Source organism: Aminobacter sp. 01T433, assembly GCF_056398585.1.
On the sequence record NZ_JBFTPR010000027.1, the window covers coordinates 23,508 to 41,844 of the forward strand.

The 18,337-nt window shown below is 60.5% G+C and carries 17 protein-coding genes; 4 read left to right on the plus strand and 13 right to left on the minus strand.

The window, feature by feature from the left end:
- The first annotated feature begins 102 nt into the window (after positions 1 to 102).
- Entirely contained in the window at positions 103 to 1,620 is a 1,518-nt protein-coding gene (locus AC1DLV_RS28010) for a sensor histidine kinase (RefSeq protein ID WP_476803303.1), read from the plus strand.
- A 2-nt stretch (positions 1,621 to 1,622) separates the two neighbouring features.
- On the opposite strand, the gene AC1DLV_RS28015 is transcribed toward AC1DLV_RS28010, so the two are convergent.
- Positions 1,623 to 2,618 carry a nicotinate-nucleotide--dimethylbenzimidazole phosphoribosyltransferase gene (locus AC1DLV_RS28015; protein WP_476803304.1) on the minus strand — a complete coding sequence of 332 codons (996 nt, stop codon included), beginning with the start codon at positions 2,616 to 2,618 and terminating at the stop codon, positions 1,623 to 1,625.
- Between the two features lie 202 nt (positions 2,619 to 2,820).
- On the opposite strand from AC1DLV_RS28015, the gene AC1DLV_RS28020 reads away from it, so the two are divergent.
- Entirely contained in the window at positions 2,821 to 3,051 is a 231-nt protein-coding gene (locus tag AC1DLV_RS28020) for a DUF1289 domain-containing protein (RefSeq protein WP_476803305.1), read from the plus strand.
- Positions 3,052 to 3,066: 15 nt separating this feature from the next.
- Positions 3,067 to 3,768 (plus strand): TIGR02281 family clan AA aspartic protease, encoded by a 702-nt coding sequence (locus AC1DLV_RS28025; RefSeq protein WP_476803306.1) that lies wholly within the window; start codon positions 3,067 to 3,069, stop codon positions 3,766 to 3,768.
- 2 nt (positions 3,769 to 3,770) lie between these two features.
- Here AC1DLV_RS28025 and dusA read toward each other — a convergent pair whose 3' ends face one another.
- From dusA to AC1DLV_RS28065, 8 genes are all read right to left on the minus strand, one after another.
- Positions 3,771 to 4,775 (minus strand): tRNA dihydrouridine(20/20a) synthase DusA, encoded by a 1,005-nt coding sequence (dusA, locus tag AC1DLV_RS28030; protein WP_476803307.1) that lies wholly within the window; start codon positions 4,773 to 4,775, stop codon positions 3,771 to 3,773.
- 184 nt (positions 4,776 to 4,959) lie between these two features.
- Positions 4,960 to 5,664 (minus strand): GntR family transcriptional regulator, encoded by a 705-nt coding sequence (locus AC1DLV_RS28035; RefSeq protein WP_476803308.1) that lies wholly within the window; start codon positions 5,662 to 5,664, stop codon positions 4,960 to 4,962.
- Between the two features lie 109 nt (positions 5,665 to 5,773).
- Positions 5,774 to 6,511 (minus strand): aspartate/glutamate racemase family protein, encoded by a 738-nt coding sequence (locus AC1DLV_RS28040; RefSeq protein WP_476803309.1) that lies wholly within the window; start codon positions 6,509 to 6,511, stop codon positions 5,774 to 5,776.
- 10 nt (positions 6,512 to 6,521) lie between these two features.
- Entirely contained in the window at positions 6,522 to 7,244 is a 723-nt protein-coding gene (locus tag AC1DLV_RS28045; protein ID WP_476803310.1) for an ABC transporter ATP-binding protein, read from the minus strand.
- A 2-nt stretch (positions 7,245 to 7,246) separates the two neighbouring features.
- Complete coding sequence (locus AC1DLV_RS28050; protein WP_476803311.1) at positions 7,247 to 8,026, minus strand: ABC transporter ATP-binding protein; 780 nt, start codon at positions 8,024 to 8,026, stop codon at positions 7,247 to 7,249.
- 4 nt (positions 8,027 to 8,030) lie between these two features.
- On the minus strand, positions 8,031 to 9,011 hold the full coding sequence (locus AC1DLV_RS28055; protein ID WP_476803312.1) for a branched-chain amino acid ABC transporter permease: 981 nt from the start codon (positions 9,009 to 9,011) through the stop codon (positions 8,031 to 8,033).
- Between the two features lie 4 nt (positions 9,012 to 9,015).
- Entirely contained in the window at positions 9,016 to 9,882 is an 867-nt protein-coding gene (locus tag AC1DLV_RS28060; protein WP_476803313.1) for a branched-chain amino acid ABC transporter permease, read from the minus strand.
- A 69-nt stretch (positions 9,883 to 9,951) separates the two neighbouring features.
- The gene (locus AC1DLV_RS28065; RefSeq protein WP_476803314.1) at positions 9,952 to 11,151 is read right to left on the minus strand and encodes an ABC transporter substrate-binding protein; all 1,200 of its coding nucleotides are present in this window, start codon (positions 11,149 to 11,151) and stop codon (positions 9,952 to 9,954) included.
- Between the two features lie 777 nt (positions 11,152 to 11,928).
- Here AC1DLV_RS28065 and AC1DLV_RS28070 point away from each other — a divergent pair.
- The gene (locus AC1DLV_RS28070) at positions 11,929 to 12,615 is read left to right on the plus strand and encodes a helix-turn-helix transcriptional regulator (protein WP_476803315.1); all 687 of its coding nucleotides are present in this window, start codon (positions 11,929 to 11,931) and stop codon (positions 12,613 to 12,615) included.
- A gap of 95 nt (positions 12,616 to 12,710) precedes the next feature.
- Here the strand turns inward: AC1DLV_RS28070 and AC1DLV_RS28075 are convergent, their stop codons facing one another.
- From AC1DLV_RS28075 to AC1DLV_RS28090, 4 genes are all read right to left on the minus strand, one after another.
- Complete coding sequence (locus tag AC1DLV_RS28075) at positions 12,711 to 14,150, minus strand: HlyD family type I secretion periplasmic adaptor subunit (RefSeq protein WP_476803316.1); 1,440 nt, start codon at positions 14,148 to 14,150, stop codon at positions 12,711 to 12,713.
- Positions 14,150 to 15,883 carry a type I secretion system permease/ATPase gene (locus AC1DLV_RS28080; protein ID WP_476803317.1) on the minus strand — a complete coding sequence of 578 codons (1,734 nt, stop codon included), beginning with the start codon at positions 15,881 to 15,883 and terminating at the stop codon, positions 14,150 to 14,152. Before AC1DLV_RS28080 ends, AC1DLV_RS28075 begins: the two co-directional genes overlap by 1 nt.
- 105 nt (positions 15,884 to 15,988) lie before the next feature.
- Positions 15,989 to 16,594, minus strand: a complete 606-nt coding sequence (locus AC1DLV_RS28085) for a PE-PGRS family protein (RefSeq protein ID WP_476803318.1) — start codon at positions 16,592 to 16,594, stop codon at positions 15,989 to 15,991.
- A gap of 272 nt (positions 16,595 to 16,866) precedes the next feature.
- Entirely contained in the window at positions 16,867 to 17,973 is a 1,107-nt protein-coding gene (locus AC1DLV_RS28090) for a hypothetical protein (RefSeq protein WP_476803319.1), read from the minus strand.
- Positions 17,974 to 18,337: the final 364 nt, after the last annotated feature.

The following is an 18,337-nucleotide window of genomic DNA, read 5'->3' on the forward strand; positions in this document are numbered from 1 at the left end:
GGCCTGCCCGACCACGAACGGCTCATATGGCAAACAATCCCTTAATCATTCGGTCGTAGCGTGCAGGCTTAAGGTAAGTGCGCGCGAAAATCGAAATATCACATGCCGTTGCAACGCTCCAACACGGCGGACAAGATCATTGTGGACCGCAGGAAACGCCATCGCAACAGCGATGTCGCGCGTGCCGTGCGCAAGACACGTGATCAGCTGGCACAGCAGCCTGGCGGGCAAGCCTTCGACCGTGAACTGCTGAAGCTTCATGCCGGCTCGATCAAAGCCCATTCAGCTACGCTCCCATTGTTGGTCGTCATCTTTGCCGGTATCGGCCTGCTGCTAGGTGCAGAAAGGGACATCCTGTCCTGGGCGCTCGTTGCCATCTTGGGTTATGGCGGCCTGGCGCTGCTTGCCCGTCGCGCCGACGAGACAGCACCTGCCGCAATGTCGCCCTCGGCCATGCGCCGCAACTTCCTCGTCGGACATTTCATCACCGGCCTTGCCTGGGCTTACCTGGCAGCATTGACCTGTGGTGCCTGCGCGCCTGATCAACTGGCCGTCGTCAAAGGCGTTTTCCTGCTTGTCGCCATGGCCGCGACCGCGATCGTTGCATCTTCGCTGCGCGGCGCGCTGACCGCGACCTTCCTTGTTCCGATCGCCGCTTATGCGGCCTTTGGCGTCAAGCTGACCGAGCCGCTCGGCATGATCATGGTCGCGTTGCTGGTGGTAGCCCTTCCCTTCTTCTCCCAGGTCGCCAAGATCAAAAACCGGTCGGCAATCATGCTGATGTCGTTTCGTTCCGAGATGGACGCGCTGATAGCCGAACTGGAGACGGCAAAGTCGATGTCCGACGAGGCACGCCGCCGCGCCGAAGACGCCAACCTGGCCAAGTCGCGCTTCCTCGCAACCATGAGCCACGAGCTGCGCACGCCGCTCAATGCCATCCTCGGCTTCTCCGAGGTCATGGCTGGCGAAGTGCTCGGGCCCATCAACAGCCCGACCTACCGCGAGTATTCCCGCGACATCCACGATTCAGGCCAGCATCTGCTCGATCTGATCAACGAAATCCTCGACCTGTCGCGCATCGAAGCTGGCCGCTACCAGCTCAACGAGGAACCCTTGACGCTGCTTACGGTGGTCGAGGACTGCTGCCACATGATGGAGCTCAAGGCGCGCAACAAGGATTTGCGGATCGTCGAAGAATTCGAGCCCGCACTGCCACGCCTGCTTGGCGATGAACGCGCCATCCGCCAGGTCACGCTGAACCTGTTGTCCAACGCCATCAAGTTTTCGCCCACCGGCGGCGAAATCCGCGTGCGCGTCGGCTGGACCGCCGGCGGTGGCCAATACATCTCGGTCAAGGACAATGGCCCCGGCATCCCGGCCGAGGAAATCCCGGTCGTGCTGTCGGCTTTCGGCCAGGGCTCGATTGCCATCAAGAGCGCAGAGCAAGGCACAGGCCTCGGACTGCCCATCGTGCAGGGCCTGCTTTCGCTCCACGGCGGCGAATTCGAATTGCGTTCGAAACTGCGCGAAGGCACCGAGGCCATCGCCATCTTCCCGGCCGCGCGGGTCATCGACGGCTTGCCGAAGCTGGAACCGCGCAGCGCCGCCGGCAGCCGCTAGCTTCAGCTGACCGCTGCTGCCATCCCCGAGCTGATCTGGGCCGCGGTCTTTACGAGACCAGCCGCAAGCCCCGCCCCTACAGCCTCGCCGTGATCGATGCCAAGGCCCAGCAAGGGCCTTGCGCCGAGCTTTGCAAGCAGGCGGGCATGGCCGGGTTCGGTCGAGACATGTGAGAACATGCAGTGGTCGAGTGCTGCCGGATCGACGGCATAAAGCACTGCAGCAGCAGCGGACGTCGCAAAGCCGTCGAGCAGCACCGGAATCTTTTCCATGCGCGCAGCAAGGATGGCGCCGGCAATCGCAGCGAATTCACGGCCGCCGACACGACGCAGCACCTCGAACGGGTCCTTGAGGTGAGGACCATGCAGAGCCAGTGCGCGGTCAACCATTTCGGCCTTGCGCGCCTGCATCGCGGCATCCGCACCCGAGCCCGGCCCGACCCAATCCGCACCCTTGCCGCCAAACAATGCGGCACAAATCGCCGCCGCAACGGTGCTGTTGGCGACACCGAGGTCGCCGATGCAAAACAGATCGGTCCCTCCGGCAATCGCCTCCATGCCAAAAGCCATGGTGGCCGCACAACCGCGCTCGTCGAGCGCGGGCTCGAGCGTGATGTCGGCGGTCGGCAGATGCAGCGCCAGATCAAGCACTTTCAGGCCGAGATCATTGGCGAGGCAAATCTGGTTGATCGCAGCGCCACCGGCGGCGCACAGCTCAACCCGTCTGGCCGTCGCTTCCATTGGCCTTGGCGATACGCCCTGGGCCGCCACGCCATGATTGCCGGCAAAGATGGCGACCATGGGCTTGAGCACCGAAGGCGGCGCGCGCCCGCTCCAGCGCGCCAGCCAGGCGGCGATGTCTTCGATGCGACCAAGCGAGCCTTTCGGCTTGTCGGCTTTGGCAAACAGAGCCCACACCTTGCCGGCCTGAGCCACATCGCCCTCGGGCAGATGCGCAAACAGATTGCGGAAATCATCAAAGGGGGAAGCGCTGGTCATGCGGGGCTACCTGCTGTTCGTCATCGTCACGCGCGGCATAGCCGCCTGAGCGCACGAAAACAATCGCGACAAAGCGCTCGTGGAAAGGCAGCACGTTGATGTGACGTCGCGGGAAAGCGCTTGCAATGACGCACAGGCTACATCATCTGTGATTGGCCCAGTGTATACATCGGCGCAAAGCATTGCTGCCACGGACGACGTGATGACCGCCATTGAATCTCCCTGCATCATGCTGTGTTCGGTCGACGATACGACTGGCTACTGCTTTGGCTGCGGGCGCACGCGCGAGGAAATCGGTGCCTGGCTTGGCATGACACCGGAGAAACGCCGTGCCGTGGTGGCCACCTTGCCCGCACGTCTGGAAACCATCGAGCGCAAGCCGCGCCGTGAAACCCGCCGTTCGCGCATGGCCCGCGAAAACGCGTCCAACTGAGGATATCCAGCAGACATGAGCCGCCTTTACTGGGTCGTCATAGCCTTGCTCGGCGGCGGACTGCTGCTTTTGCTGTTCAACCACTCCTCTGGCGAGACCCTTGGTCTCAACAATGACAGCTTCGGACAGCTGATCTATGCCGGCGCGCTAGCCCTTGTCATCGGTGCTGGCATCCTGCGCCGTGGTACACGCCTGGGCGACACCATGCGCAGCCTCGCATTGTGGGTGCTGATCGTGCTCGTGTTTGTCGCCGGCTATCAGTATCGCTACGAATTGCAGGATGTCGCAAGCCGCGTGACTGCCGGCCTGGTACCAGGCAGCCCGATGTCGGCGCTGGATGGCGACGGCCGCGCCACCGTCACGCTCGACAAGCTGCCCAACGGGCATTTCGGAGCGCGCATGCAGATCAACGGCGCGACCATCCAGGCGATGGTCGACACCGGCGCCACCAGCACGGTGCTGACGATTGCCGACGCCCGCAAGGCTGGCTTCGACGCGGCAAGCCTGAGCTTCACCATCCCCGTATCGACCGCCAATGGCATTGCGCACGCAGCGCGCATCACCGCAGGCAGCGTCCAGCTTGGCGCCATCGAGCGCAAGAACCTGCCGATGCTCGTCGCCGATCAGGGGCTCGAGCAGAGCTTGCTGGGTATGAATTTCATCGGCTCGCTGTCAGGCTTCGATGTGCGCGGCGACCGGATGATTTTGCGCGATTAGTGCTACGCCGCTTCGCTGGCGCGGCTCATGTCGACAGCGGCGAAGGCATCCCGCAGCACTTGAGGCCCCGCCCCCGGCTTGTTGGCTTCGGTCGACAGGATCTGGCGAAAACGCCGCGCGCCTGCCAGTCCATGGAACAACCCCACCATGTGCCGCGTGACATGGCCGAGACGGCCACCGGCCGCGATATGCCGGCCGGCATAATCCGCCATGACCTCGATCAGGGCTGCGAAGTCGAAGTCTTCAGCCGCCTCGCTGCGCAACATCGCATCGACGCCAGTCAGAACGCTTGGCGTGTGGTAGGCGGCGCGGCCGAGCATCACGCCGTCGACCTTTTCAAGATGCGCGCGCGTTTCATCCAGCGTCTGAATACCACCGTTTATGCCTATGAAGCGGTGAGGCATTCTGGCTTTGAGTCGATAGACGCGGCCATAATCGAGTGGCGGGATGTCCCGATTTTCCTTGGGGCTCAGCCCTTCCAGCCAAGCCTTGCGGGCGTGCACCCAAAGCGCGTCCGCACCAGCCGCGAAGACAGCGTCGGCAAGCGTATCGAGTGCCGTTTCAGGATCCTGGTCGTCGACGCCAATGCGGCACTTCACCGTGACGGGAATCTTGACCGCGCCCTTCATTGCCGCGACGCCCTCCGCCACCAGGTCCGGCGTCTTCATCAGGCAGGCGCCGAAGGTACCCGACTGAACACGATCCGACGGGCAGCCGACATTGAGATTGATTTCATCGTAGCCGAAATCCGCGCCGATGCGCGCGGCCTCGGCGAGCTTGACCGGATCGGATCCGCCAAGCTGCAAGGCGACCGGATGCTCGCAATCGTCAAAACCCAAAAGCCGTTCGCGCGCCCCATGGATGACAGCATCTGCCACCACCATCTCGGTATAGAGCAGCGAATCCCGGGTGATCTGCCTGTGAAAATAGCGGCAGCACCGGTCAGTCCAATCCATCATGGGTGCGACGGCGAGTATTTGGGCGCCGTTGGCGTAGAGCTTGGTCATGGGTTCTTCGAATTTGTGCAGGGGCTCAGGTGGCCTTCAGATAAGGCCGCTCCCTAGCACGACAAGGCTGCCAAGGCCAAATCGCCCGACAGCAAACGCGTGATGAAGCCAGCCCAACTTTCCGAAGGGCACTCCGCCCACGCGTCCCCGCCATCGCGGGACTATGGATCAACGCGAGAAACAATCAGCGCAGAATATCGGACAGGCTTTCCGGCTTCTGACCGGTTCGCGCCAGATCCAGGCCTGACAACAGGTCAACCAAGTGGCTGTTCATGAGCTCGGCCGCAGTCGTCGGCTCACCGGCCTCGATTGCGTCGACCAGAGCGTGGTGGGCGTGACACTCGCAGGTGGTGTCGCGCCGCTTCCAGTAGAGCGCGATGATCAGCGAGGAGTGCGAAACGAGATCGCGCACAAACCCAGTCAGGATCGAATGGTCGGCGATTTCGGCGACACCGACATGGAAGCGTGCCGACAGCATGATTGCGTCGCTGTCGCGACCGGCATGCAGTGCCTCGTGCTCCTTTTCGAGATGCCGGCGCAGGAGAAGAACGTCTTTCGGCTTGGCCACTTCGGCCGCAAGTGCAGCCACTTTCGGCTCGATCAGCGCCCTCGCCTCAAAAACCTCGCGCGCTTCCTTGGGTGACGGCTGGGCGACGAAGGCGCCGCGGTTGGGCTCCAGCCGGGCCAGTCGGTCGTGCGCGAGCGCTTGCAGTGCCGCGCGAATGACTGTGCGGCTGACCGAATAGATTGCCGCCAACTCATCCTCCGGCAGCTTCGTGCCGGGAGCGAGACGGTGGCCAACAATGGCATCCCTCAACCCATGATAAATGGGCGACCAGCGCGCGGCCGGTTTGTCGCTATCGTTTTCCGGGCGAAGGGCGGTCAACATATTCATTGCTTCTGGCAAGCTCTCCGTTGTCGCCCGCCGTTGTTGGGATACGGTCGAACTTCGCACGGAATCTCACATTGCGCGCCGGGCGGTCAATCCCTCCCCAACCTTAAGCGCCTATGCCGGGCGATTGCGAGGCGTAGATTCCAGCGTAGCGCTTGACGAGCGGCATGGCGTAGGCGCCGACCTTGGACGTCTTGAGACCGAGCGAGGACAGGCTCTCGGCCAACTTGACCGCACAGGCCACGCCGTCGAGCACCGGCACGCCATGGTCGCGCGCGAGCTCAGAGGCCAAGTCGGTCATGCCGGCACAGCCGAGCACGATCGCTTCCGCCTTGTCTTCGGAGACCGCCTTGGCGATCTCGTCCGAGATCTTGCGGCGGGCATCCGAACCCGGCAGTTCGAGGTCGAGCACGGCGACATCAGACGCTCTCACCTTGGCGCAGCGCGAGGCCAGCCCGTATTTCACCAGGTTATGTTCGATCGCCGGCACCGAACGCGCGAGCGTGGTGACAACGCTGAACTTGCCGGCGATCAGGCTAGCGAAATGGAATGCCGCTTCGCCGATGCCGAGCACCGGAACATCGGTTGCACAGCGCGCCGCATCGAGACCGGTGTCGTCGAAGCAGGCGATGACATAGGCATCAATCCCCTTGGACTTGGTCATTTCGGCAAGCATGCCGGGCACAACGAAGACCTCGTCGAAATAGCCTTCGATGCTGGGTGGACCGTCCTTCGGGTTGACGGCGATGATTTCGGTTCCGACTGATGCAACGAACTCCGCAGCCTTGCCGATCTTGTCGGTCATCGAGGCCGTCGTATTGGGATTTATCACGAGGATTCGCATGTGATCCCGCCTAGGATTCGACGCCGAGATAAAGATTTCTGACCCGCTCGTCGTTCAGCATCTCGGCCGAATTGCCGCTGAGCGCCACCTTGCCGGTGGTCAGCGCATAAGCGCGTTGCGAGATGCGCAGCGCCATGCGCGAGTTCTGTTCGACAAGAAGTACGCTGACTTTTTCGTCGCGATTGATCGCAACGATGGAGCGCGCGATGTCTTGCACCAGCTTGGGCGCGACGCCGAGCGACGGTTCGTCGAGAAGCAGCAGGCGTGGCCGAGCCATCAACGCCCGGCCGATCACCAGCATCTGCTGCTCGCCACCGCTCATCGTTCCGGCCTGCTGCGAATAGCGCTCCTTGAGGCGGGGAAATCGCGCCAGTACCATGTCAATGCTTTGCTGGACCTCGGCCTTGTCAGTTCGGGTGAAGGCGCCCATCAGCAAATTGTCGCGAACCGTCATGTAGGAGAAGACACGACGCCCTTCGGGCACCATGGAAATACCCATGCGCACGATCTCGTCAGGTGCAGCGCCATCGATGCGCTTGCCGTGGTAGCGGATTTCGCCCTTGCGGACCTTCTTGAGGCCGGTGATGGCGCGCAGGATCGAAGTCTTGCCGGCCCCGTTGGCACCGATCAGCGCTACCGTCTCGCCCTCGCGGACTTCCAGCGACACCCCCTTCAGCGCATAGACGTGGTCGTAGTAGAGTTCGACTTCATCGAATTTGAGCAGCGGCTCCATGGCTACATCCCGATCGATTCATCTTCGGCGCCGAGATAGGCTTCGATCACCTTGGGGTCCCGCTGGATTTCGGCCGGCGTGCCTTCGGCGATCTTCTGGCCGAAATTGAGCACGACGATGCGGTCGGAGATATTCATCACCGCGGCCATGTCGTGTTCGACCAGCAGCACGGTGATGCCGCGTCCGCGTAGCTTTCGCACCATCTCGACCGCGCGCTTGGTCTCGTCATGGTTCATGCCGGCGAACGGTTCGTCTAGCAGGATCACCGACGGGTTAGTGGCCAGTCCGATGGCGATGCCGAGCGCCCTTAGGTGGCCGTGGGGCAAGGTGCTGGCGACCTCGTTTCGCATGGGCGCGAGGCCGAGGAAGGCGAGGATCTCGTCCGCCGATTCGCCGAATGCTTCCAAATCCTGGCGGGCGGCGGCGCTGCCGAGATAAAAGCCTGCGAGGCTGGCGCGCGAGCGCAGGTGATGGGCGGTCACGACATTGTCGCGCACGGTCATGCTCTTGAAGATCGTGGTTTCCTGGAAGGTGCGCACCACGCCTTTACGGGCCGCGATATGCGGCGCGAGCCCCGAAATCCGTTCGCCCTTGAAACGCACCTCGCCGTCGGTCGGCCGAAGAAATGAGGCAATTAGCTTGAACAGCGTCGACTTGCCGGCGCCGTTCGGTCCGATCACGGACAGGATCTCGCGTTCGCCCACCGCAAACGATACGTCATTGACCGCAACGAGGCCGCCGAAACGCTTGGTGAGCCCGGAGATTTCGAGAATGTCGGCCATGGCCTCAAGCGCTCCTCTTGGCCGGCAGGGTCAAGCTGAGCAGGCCATTGGGCAGGACCAGAATGAGCGCGATCAACACGGTCGAGAAGATCAGGAGCTGGTATTCCCCGGTCTGGAACAGCATGTCCCAGCCGAAATAGAGAACGAAGGTCCCGAGCATCGGTCCGAGCACATAGCCCAGCCCGCCCAGGAAGCAGTTGAGCATGAAGTTGACGGAGTCGGCGACGGTGAAGCTCGACGGGTAGATCGACTGCGAGATCGAGGCGAACATCGCCCCACCGACGCCACCCAGGAAGGACGAGATGGCATAGGCGACAACGCGGAGATAGGCGATGTTGACGCCAATCGAGGACGCGAGTTCCTCATTTTGCTGAAGCGACTGGCAGAGCTGGCCGATGCGCGAATGGACGAGCCGATATAGCCCAGCGAAGCACAGGGCCATCAAGAGCACGGCGACGATGTAGAAGGCGAGACGCGGGTTGGCGAGCGTGGCGAAATCTGGAACCAGCTTGATGCCGAAAAGGCTGATGCCGGACGGCAAGGGTATGCTGACGATGCCCTTGGCGCCGTTGGTGATGGGCAATGCGAGCGCGAGCAGGCGAGCAACCTCGGTCAACACCAGCGACACCATGGCGAAATAGACACCGCGCAGCCGCAGGATCGGCAAGCCGATGAGCACGCTTGCCGCGGCACAAAACAGCCCGGCAATCGGCAGCGTGAGCCAGAAGGACACGCCATAGTTCATGACGAGGATGGCCGAGACATAACCGCCCATCAGCGCATAGGCGCCCTGGCCGATATTGATACGGCCGATGTAGAAAGTGATCCAAACGCCCGCACTAATGATGCTGAGAAGTGCTACCGAGGTCAGCGTGTAATAGAGGTCGCTGCGACCTGTGGCGTTGATGAAAAGCGGCACGCCAACGAGGAGCACCAGCAGGAACAGGACTGCCGAGACGATCTTGGTGGTCGGGGCTCTCGTCATCGCGTCAACCCCACGGCTTGCCCATCAGCCCGTTGGGGCGGATGCTGAGGAAGACCATCAAAAGCGCGAAAATGACGAGATAGGTCACGTCGCCATATTCGCGCAGCACGGTGAGGCCGACCGACTCCATCATGCCCAAGATGAAGCCGCCGGCGATGGCGCCGCCGACGACACCGGCGCCACCGATCATTACCATCAAGAAGGCCTTGATCGAGATCGGGCCGCCGATGCCTGAGTTGATGCCGGTAATGCTGACCAGCAGCCCGCCGACGATCCCCGCAAGCATCGCGCCCAGGGCAAAGCCGAGCATCGAATAGCGGTTGACATTCACCCCCATCAGTTGCGCGGCGATGCGGTCCTGCGCCAGCGCACGCATGGCGCGGCCGGGCCTGCTGTATTGCATGTAGAGCATGAAGGCGGCGATCATCAGGATGGCGACCACGCCGACAACCATGCGGTCGTAGGGCATGATCAAGCCGTCGGAAACGAAGACACCGTTGATGATCTTGGGCACGCCGCGCTGCTTTTCTCCGAACAGGAGCAGGATGACGGAATCGAGGAAGAATGCGGTGGCTGCCGCGAGCAGCATCGTGCTCTCTTCGCGCTTGCTGCGTCTTATCACCGTGCGAAAGAGAAACTTTTCCATCAGCGCGCCGATGATCGCGAGTGTCACGCCCGAACAGATCAGCGCAACGGCGAAGGGCAGCTTGAGCTGGCCGTAGATCGAATATGTGACGAAACCACCCATCACATACATCTGCCCATGGGCGAAGTTGAGCACGTTCATCAGCGCAAAGATCAACGTCAGACCGAGCGCGATCAATGCGTATTGGGCACCGAGATAGAGCCCGTTGGCGATCACCTGTTCCATGACGGCAAATCCGGTCGGCAAGAGGTCCGGGATTTGCCCCGAACCTCGGTTGAAGCGCTGCGTCGAACGTCAGTCCACTTCGCCGACGAACAGCGTCTTGAACGCGCCGTTCTCGAACTCCGTCACCACCATCGGCACCGAAACCTGGCGCTTCTGGCCAAAAGAAGTCGTGCCGACATATTTCAGTGTGCCGTCCTTGGCGTAAGGATTGGGCGCCGAGAACGTGTCCATGGTCTTCTTGAACTCGTCGACATTGTCGATCGCCTTGGGGTTCGCCTTCAGCGTTTCGATGATGTATTCGAGCGCATAGACCTTGGTGTTGGACTCGTCGTTGTATTCGCCGAACTTCTTGGTGTAGCGGTCGATGAACTCGTCCATCACCGGCGTGCGGATTTCGGGCGTGGAAGCGCCGCCGACCGAGATGAAGCCGTTGGCGAGTTCGCCTGCACCTTCCTGCAGCACGCCCGCATCCTGTGCCGTCTCTGCCGAGATCAGGCCTTCATAACCAAGTTCGCGCGCTGCGCGGATGAGCAGCGGCGCATTGGCCGGGGCGACCCCCGAAAGCACGAGCAGGTCCGGCTTCAATTGCACGATCGGCGTCAGAACTGGCGTAAAATCGCGCGTGTCGTTCTGGTAGGTGTCGGTCTCGGCAACGACGTCGAGGCCGAGCGCCTTGGCAGCTGCGACGCCTCCGTCACGCTGGCTAAGCGGGTCGGACTCATTGGCAGCGATGAAGGCGATCTTCTTTACCCCCTTCTTTTCCATCAGATATTTGTAGATCGCCGGGCCGGACTGGTAGTTGGCGACCATGCCAAGTACGGCGTTGGAAGCGGGCGGGACATAGAGCGATTTCGGGAAGGCATAGGGGAAATAAATGATCCCCTTGGATTCCGCCACCGGACGGACAGCGGCCGCGCCGTCGTCGACATTCGGGCCGACGACATAGTGGATACCTTCCTGGGCCATTTTCTCCATGCCGGCGATGGCGCGCTTGGGGTCCTTCTGGTCATCGAAGGTCACGATATTGATGTTGTAGGTGTCAGCACCAATTTTCACGCCGCCGGTTTCATTAAGCCAATCGGCGCGTGTCTGCATTGAGCGCACGTTGGATGTGCCCCAGGCCGCGGCGGGACCACTGGTCACGCCGACGAAGCCGATCTTGAGTTCCTTGTTTGCAGCCTGGGCCGGAAAACTGGTTCCGGTTGCAATTGCCAATACCGAGACGGCGCCGAGCGCCAACGATTTCAATGTCGAGCGTCTGTTGATCATGTCACTCCCCATTTTTGGCATCCGGCGCGGTGTTCCCTGTTTTGTGCAGCTCGGATGACGTAAGGGAAAGCCTAAAATACATTCTTGTCAACATATGGCTTTAGTTTTGTATACAAAATGATGATGGTAAGAGTAAGCGGCCAGCTCTGCCGGGCCGGCCTGGACGCCGCGGTCACCGTTTCCGCAATGGGTTTTACAATCCGAGGTAGCGGCTGAATTGATCGGGGGGACGCGACGTTCAAACCCTGCCACTACGAAAAACCATGAACAACTTCCTCGGCATCTCGCCGACGTTGTCGGCCTGCAGCTTCTGCCGCAGACCCAAGGCCTGACGCCCTACCGGACCAAAACACGGTGTCGAACCGACGCCTCCTGTGAGGCTCAATCTCAGGACGCTTCACATGCGCGTGATAGCGAACATCGAAGAATACCGCATATCTGATCACATCCCCAGGGTAGTGGATACCCTTGAACAAAATCATACCGGCCTCGTCGCGTCAGCGACTGCGATATTGAAAGACTGAAACCAAATTCGTTCAGGATCAATACCTGAACTTGCCGGCATTGCCTTCCATGCACATGTAACTTTCGGATAGACTTTCCAGAAAAATCATTCTTTTAGATGCTTCTTGGCCATTGAATGCTTTTACATTCGCCAATTATTTCGCTGTGACCAAACAGGTGGACGTGATACATTCGCGAGCTTGTTTGTGTGTCTCAGGGTGCCAACAAGGGGGGAGCATAATGCCCCGCCATTCCTCGCATAGCCCATGCGCTATGATCGTGATAGGAAACCACGCACTCGCAAGAACTTCGATCGTCAGGCTCCTCAAAGCTGAATTCCCCGGATGGGATTTTGTCGAGATGGAGTCGGTCGACAGCTTGTTCAGTGCATGCGGCATGGACGTTCGCATCGTTGGTTTCTACATGGGATCGAGAAGTATCGAAGATCCTAAGCTGCGCGACGATCTCGCCGCGGTGCAAGAAGCCTTCCCACAAGCCGAGATTGCACTCCTGTCGAATGCCGACGACCCGTGCATGGCCGTGCAGGCGCTGCGGATGGGCGTCGCAGGCTTCTTCACCACTTCGCTGTCCCTTGACGTCGCCCTTGCAGGGGTTCGCCTTGTCCTAGCAGGCGGCGTGTATTGCCCGCATCCCAGGGGCACGCATGTCGAGGAGCCAGCTGGGCTCGAGACATACGTCAACGGACATACCTACGCCCCGGAAAGCATTGACGTTCTTGACACCGCCTCAGGTTTTACCCATCGGGAGGAGGACGTTCTCGCGCAGTTGCTGCTCGGTCATTCGAACAAGGTCATCGCAGCCAACGTGAATATCTCCGAAAACACTGTGAAAATGCACATCCAGCACATCATGCGGAAGCTGCGGGTCCAGAATAGAACCGAAATCGTAATTCAGCTTGGCAAGAGAGCAGCGCAAGATTCGAACAACAACCATAGATAGGCAGCGCCGCCAAGAATGTCAGCGTGCGCCGTTGCCATGCGCGACATACCAGGTTGCTCATTGCCCTGGTTTCGTCGATGGCTTAGTGGACCTGATCAATCCTCGCGGAAAGACCTGTTGAAACTATCGAGTATCGGCCTTAGCGCATAGAGTGCCACGGTGCTTTGACCGGTCTCGATCAACGCCTGCGCAGGCATTCCAGGCACCAACCTCACATCCGTCATCGCAGCCAGTTGTTCATCCGAAACACGGATCGTTGCCGCATAGTAGGATTGGCCGGTCTGCTTATCCACGAGGCGATCAGCAGAAACGTAAGTGACCGTACCGGAAATGAGCGGAACCCGCCGCTGATCGTAAGGCAAGAGGTGGACTTTGGCCGGCAATCCGACATGCACGACATTAATGTCCTCCGGCCTGATGTGCGCGGTAACGATGAGACGGCCCTCTTTCGGCACGAGGTCAAGAAGCGGCTCGCCTGCGCCCACCACCCCACCCGTCGTGTGAATGCGAAGATCGGTAATCACCCCATCCTCGGAGGCTCTGATCTCGGTCCTGGCAAGTTGATCATCGGCGGCTCGCATTCGCTCTTCGAGCTGCAATAGCTGACTCTCGGTGTCCCGAAGGCTCTGCGCGATCTCATTTTGACGGCCGCTTTCAAACTTCAAAAGATCAGCCTGCGCTTCGCTGATGGTCTCTTCGGCGCGAGCGATCTGAGCGGCCGTTTCGCCGTGCAGGTCGTCGACGTTCGCACTTTCGCGCATGAGATCAAAAAGGCGGCCTTGCCTTTCGAGCTTCTTGGCGACGAGATCGGTGACGGTATTTAGCTCCTTCCGCGCGATGTCGGCCCTGGTCGACAGCGCGACCTGCCGCGCTTGAAGCCCGACGATCTCCTGTTGGATTTCAGCCATCTTTTCCTGGATCAGCCGGATCTGCGATCGCGTGACCTGTAGCCGCGTTTCGAAGATCTTTTGTTGCCCTGCCAGGATCGCCTGGATTGCCGGGTGGGTGCTCGCCGCAGCCTGTATTTCCTCCGAGACGACGACGTGGTCTTTTTCGCCCTGCTCGGAAAGCAACCGTGCTTGACGTATCTTGGCATCCCAGAACTGCCCGCTCAGACTGTTGCTTTCCGAACGTGGCTTCACGTCGTCCAGCTTTATCAGGACCTGTCCCGAAGAAACCACATCGCCATTCTTGACGAGTATCTGTCGAACGATCCCGCCTTCCAGATGCTGGATGGTCTTGCGGCTCGATTCCGGCTCGACAATTCCGGATGCGATTGCCGCACTCTTGAGGGGGGCCAAAACCGACCAGATTCCCAGTCCCAACACGAAACAGCCAATAAGCAGGTTACCCGTCCAGGCGACGGCGCGAAGCCTCGGCTTCGGCGGCGCTGGCGCAAATTCCGCATACCCCCCGAATTGATCGCCGTTTGGTGCATAGCTTACGGGGTTCGGAACCCGAACGGCTCGCGATCTCCGCAGTGCTTCAGCGCTGCCGGCCAGAGGGACAACTGAGGTTGGCGAGGTTAAGGTCATTAGCCGGCCTTCAGGCCTTGTTCGAGTTGCGGCGGCGGGCGAAGATGGGCATCGAATATCTTCTCACTATCGCCGAACGCGTTGAGCGTTCCGTTCCTCAGGATCGCGATCTTGTTGGTGATCGGCAGGATACCCATCCGATGAGTGATGACCACGACGGTCACTCGTCTGGACTTCAACCGCTCAATGGTCTCGAACAGAATGCGCTCTCCGCGATAGTCCAGACTCGAATTGGGATCATCAAGGACCACGAGGCTCGGATTGCCGTAGACGGCTCGAGCCAGGCCGAGTTGTTGTCTCTGTGCCCGAAGCAGCGCGGTTCCGCCTTCGCCGACATCCGTTTCGTAACCTTGTGGCAAGCCCATTATCGTGTCGTGCAAGCCCACGAGCTTGGCTGCTTCGATGACTTTTTTCGGGTCGCCGCCATCAAGGCGTCCAATGACATCCCTGATTGCGCCTCCGAAGAGATCGATGTCTTGGGGAAGGTAGCCGATACGGCGCGCGTCTGCGGAGCATCGCAAGGTCGAAAGTTCCAGCCCGTCAAGCAAGGCGAGCCCTTCGTTCGGCCGCGAAACGCCGGCAATGATGCGCCCCAGCGTGGACTTTCCGGAACCCGAAGGGCCTATCAAGGCAACGCAATCGCCGCCGATCAGGCGCATTGAAACGCCTTGGAGAACCCGCTTACCCGAAACAGGCGAGGCAAAACCGACATTGTCGAGCACAAGGTCGCCCATCGGGTTGAGCAAGGCCGTCTCCCGAACACCAGGATCAGGAGCAACCGCGACAAGCATCTGATTGAGTTGCTCGCAAGCATTGCGAGCGAAAGCGAATGCCCTCCAGGTGCCGATCGCGCCCTCTACCGGGGCCAGACCACGTCCAAGCAACAGGCTGGCGACAAAAATGATGCCCGGGTTGCTATTGTCCCAAAGCACCAGCCAGGTGGCTGCCCCCATCATCAGGATCTGCGTCAATGTCCGTGTAGATTTCGACAGTGCCTGAATGACTTCCGCCCGTCTCGATACCGTGTCCTGTGCAATCCTCGCACTCACGGCGTCCTTGTAGACAAAGCGCGCAGCGCCTTCCTGCATGCCCATGGCGCGCACGATCTGAATGTTTTTGAGCGCGGTCCCGAGCCGGGCGTAGCTCGTCGCATGTGCGAGATTCGCGCTCGCGGTCGGCGCCCGCGTCGCCCATTCCATGGTGAGGGCAAAAAACAGAAGCAGCAGCGCGCTGCCAAGACCGATCATTCCAAGCAAAGGGTGGACCATGAACAGGAGCAGCAAAAATATCGGTGCCCAGAAAACATCGAAAAGGAGCACACTCGCGGGGGATTCCAGGAACTGCCGGATAGAAGCGAGATTCCGGTACGACTCCATTGCCTTGCCCGGATCGGAGCGGGCCGCGTATTCGAATGCCGCCGCAAGCACGATCGGGCGCAGCCGATGGTCGAGCCAACTGGCTATGCGCGAAAGAGCGGCCCGACGAACGACGTCGAGCAACGATCCGACCACCACCGCCACCGCCATGATCAGAGTGATCATGATCAGCGTGTCCACGCTCCGGCTCGACAACACGCGGTCATAGATTTGGAGCAGGTAGATCGAAGGGGCGAGAAGAAAGAGATTGTAGCCGCAACTGAACACGAAGACCAAGCCGAACGAACGAAGGCACGCCCGCAAAGCGGTTTCCAGCGGCGTCGCCGAGCGGAGAGGTTGTGTGAACAATGTCCTCATCACGTGAACCCAAAGCGGGCGTCTCTTGGCGCTCTTCGTCTGGCGGTCGAGGCTCTGCAAAACCGGATCGGCGGCGCGGGCCGCCGATCCAAAGCCGGGACTGCATCACACCGGCAAATGGGTGAAATCGACATCGTGATTAAAATTGAAACTGTCGGCGATCGAGTTCGTCGCTGTATCTGTATCTGTAGTGGTATTGGTAGTGGTAGTGGTGCTGGGGTCGGTATGCACGAGAGCGGAAGAGATATCCCCTCCCCGCGCCATGCTGCCGGCACCGCCATTGCCGCCCATGCCGGCGATGATGGTGGCATGCTGATCCGCCAGAAGGGTCGTGGTCTGGGTGGCGGTGGTGTCGGCACTCACTGCCGCTACATCAGCACCGCTTGTTGAACCCAAGCTGCCGTTGGAAGTGGAGCTGCCGCCGGCGCCGCCGGAGCCATTGTTCGTAAGGGTCGAAAGGGTGGCGTTTTCCGCTTCAGCTTCACCACCGTGCCCGCCGAAGCCAGCATCCCATGTTGCCCAATCTGCGACATGGTCGCCATTGTGCACGTCGACGTCCGCGCCCGTTACGGTCTGGACGTTGGCGACATATGCGACGGGGTTGTAAGTAATATTGCCGTTGCTGTATCCGTCGCCGCCATTGCCGGCGCTGGCATTTCCGGCATGTGGGTCATCAAGTTGGATGGTGTCGGACAGTGTGGGGATAGGCATGATGTTGCTCCTTTCCAGCCCCCGCCGAGTGTTGCCCGGAAAGACACCAGAGGCTGCCCGCCCAGTGTGGAATGCGGGCCCCAGCGCGACTAGCTACAAGATCGGTCACGTCCGTTCGGGTGGCTCCATTTTGTCTGCATGACACGTCGACAGAACTGGAACTGCGTTCCGTTCGCGCATCGGTTTCGCCCCCCCATCCATATGTTTGGAATGGAGGCGACGATGACGAGAAACTGGGAATGGATACGCGAGGGGAAGTGAACTCGTGCTAGCTAGGCATGAACGAGCAGATCATGGACCAGATCGGCGTGGGTGGGGTCGACGACATTGAAGTGGCCGGCGGTACCGCCGACCCCTGCCATCTGGAGACTATGCTGGTCGTACAAGACATGGTCGACCTGCTGGGCTTCAGCCGTGCCGCCGGCGGGAACGGCGATGTTGACCGGCTCGAAATATCCCACATTGACGCCGACCATACTCCCAACGGAATGGCCGTCGCCGCCCGACCCGGTCGTGCCGCCGCCCGTGAAAATTGTGTCCGACGCCATATTGAAGCTTCCGCCAGCGCCACCGACGCCTGCGATCTGCGTTGAGCCCTGGCTGAAGAGGACGTTGTTTGACTGATCGGCATGGGCGGTGCCGCCAGCCCCCGCAATAGCAATGTTGATGGGTGAGTAGATTGCTACGTTCACGTCGACAAGCGAACCGAAGAACGTACCGTTGCCACCTGCACCGGCGTGATTGTCGCCGGTGAAGACGAGCGAGGCTGCACCGCCTCCCGGCCCGTAGCCGCCAGCGAAGTTATGGTCTCCTCCGGATCCACCAACGCCCGAAATCTGGGTGCCGCCCTGCAGGAGTACGGCATTGTTCGTCTGGTGTGCTGTCGCTGTCGAGTCAGGCCCAGCTGCCACGGCGGTGTTCACCGGGGTGAAAACTCCAACATCGGAACTGACGAGCGCTCCATAAAATATGCCGCTGCCGCCGCTCCCGGCGTGTCCACCGGTATCTCCACCGATCACGACATTCCCGTTGCCGCCATTGCCGCCAACTCCTGCCATTTCGGCGGAATGCTGGTTGACCAGTGCTTGGTTGGTCTGCTCAGCGTCGGCTGAGGAGCCAGCCAAGGCGAGCGCCGCGTTCGAAGGCGAGAAGACTGCGGTGGGCGTAGCGCTGATGACCCCGATACTGACGCCATCGCCACCGCTGCCAGCCGAGTTCTGTCCTGTGCCGAGTAGCAGCGAACCCGTTGGATCGGCTGGAAGGCCGAACGGAAGCCATGTAGGCACCAATGCAAGATGCGCCTCACCGCCAGTGGAATCGCCGCTTTGGCTGGCACCCGAGATTGGCATGTTATCTGGGGTAGAACGAGTTACCGCCATGACCGGCTCCCAATCCAGCTTCGCGCCAACGCGTTGCGGGCGAACTAGTGGTACGTCAGAGCATTGTTTCGCCTATTGGTGGAAAAATAGAGCCTGCAATTCGTATACGCCGAAAGTGATGTGGACGGACTGAACATTGGTTCTGAGGTGGACGGTCTCCGCTCCCGGCATCGCGTGCCATGGTGCGACTGTCAGAAGTCGCTTTTGAGGAAATCCGTCCACATGGGGTAATCGCGGGAGCGATGCACCCTGGAACCAATCATAACCTTGGAGGGTGGCTGTTCCCCGATAAGATGGAAGTACGGGCTCACGACTGGACGTCAGGCCCAAGCATCTAAGGGAGAACAGCCATGGAAGAATATAT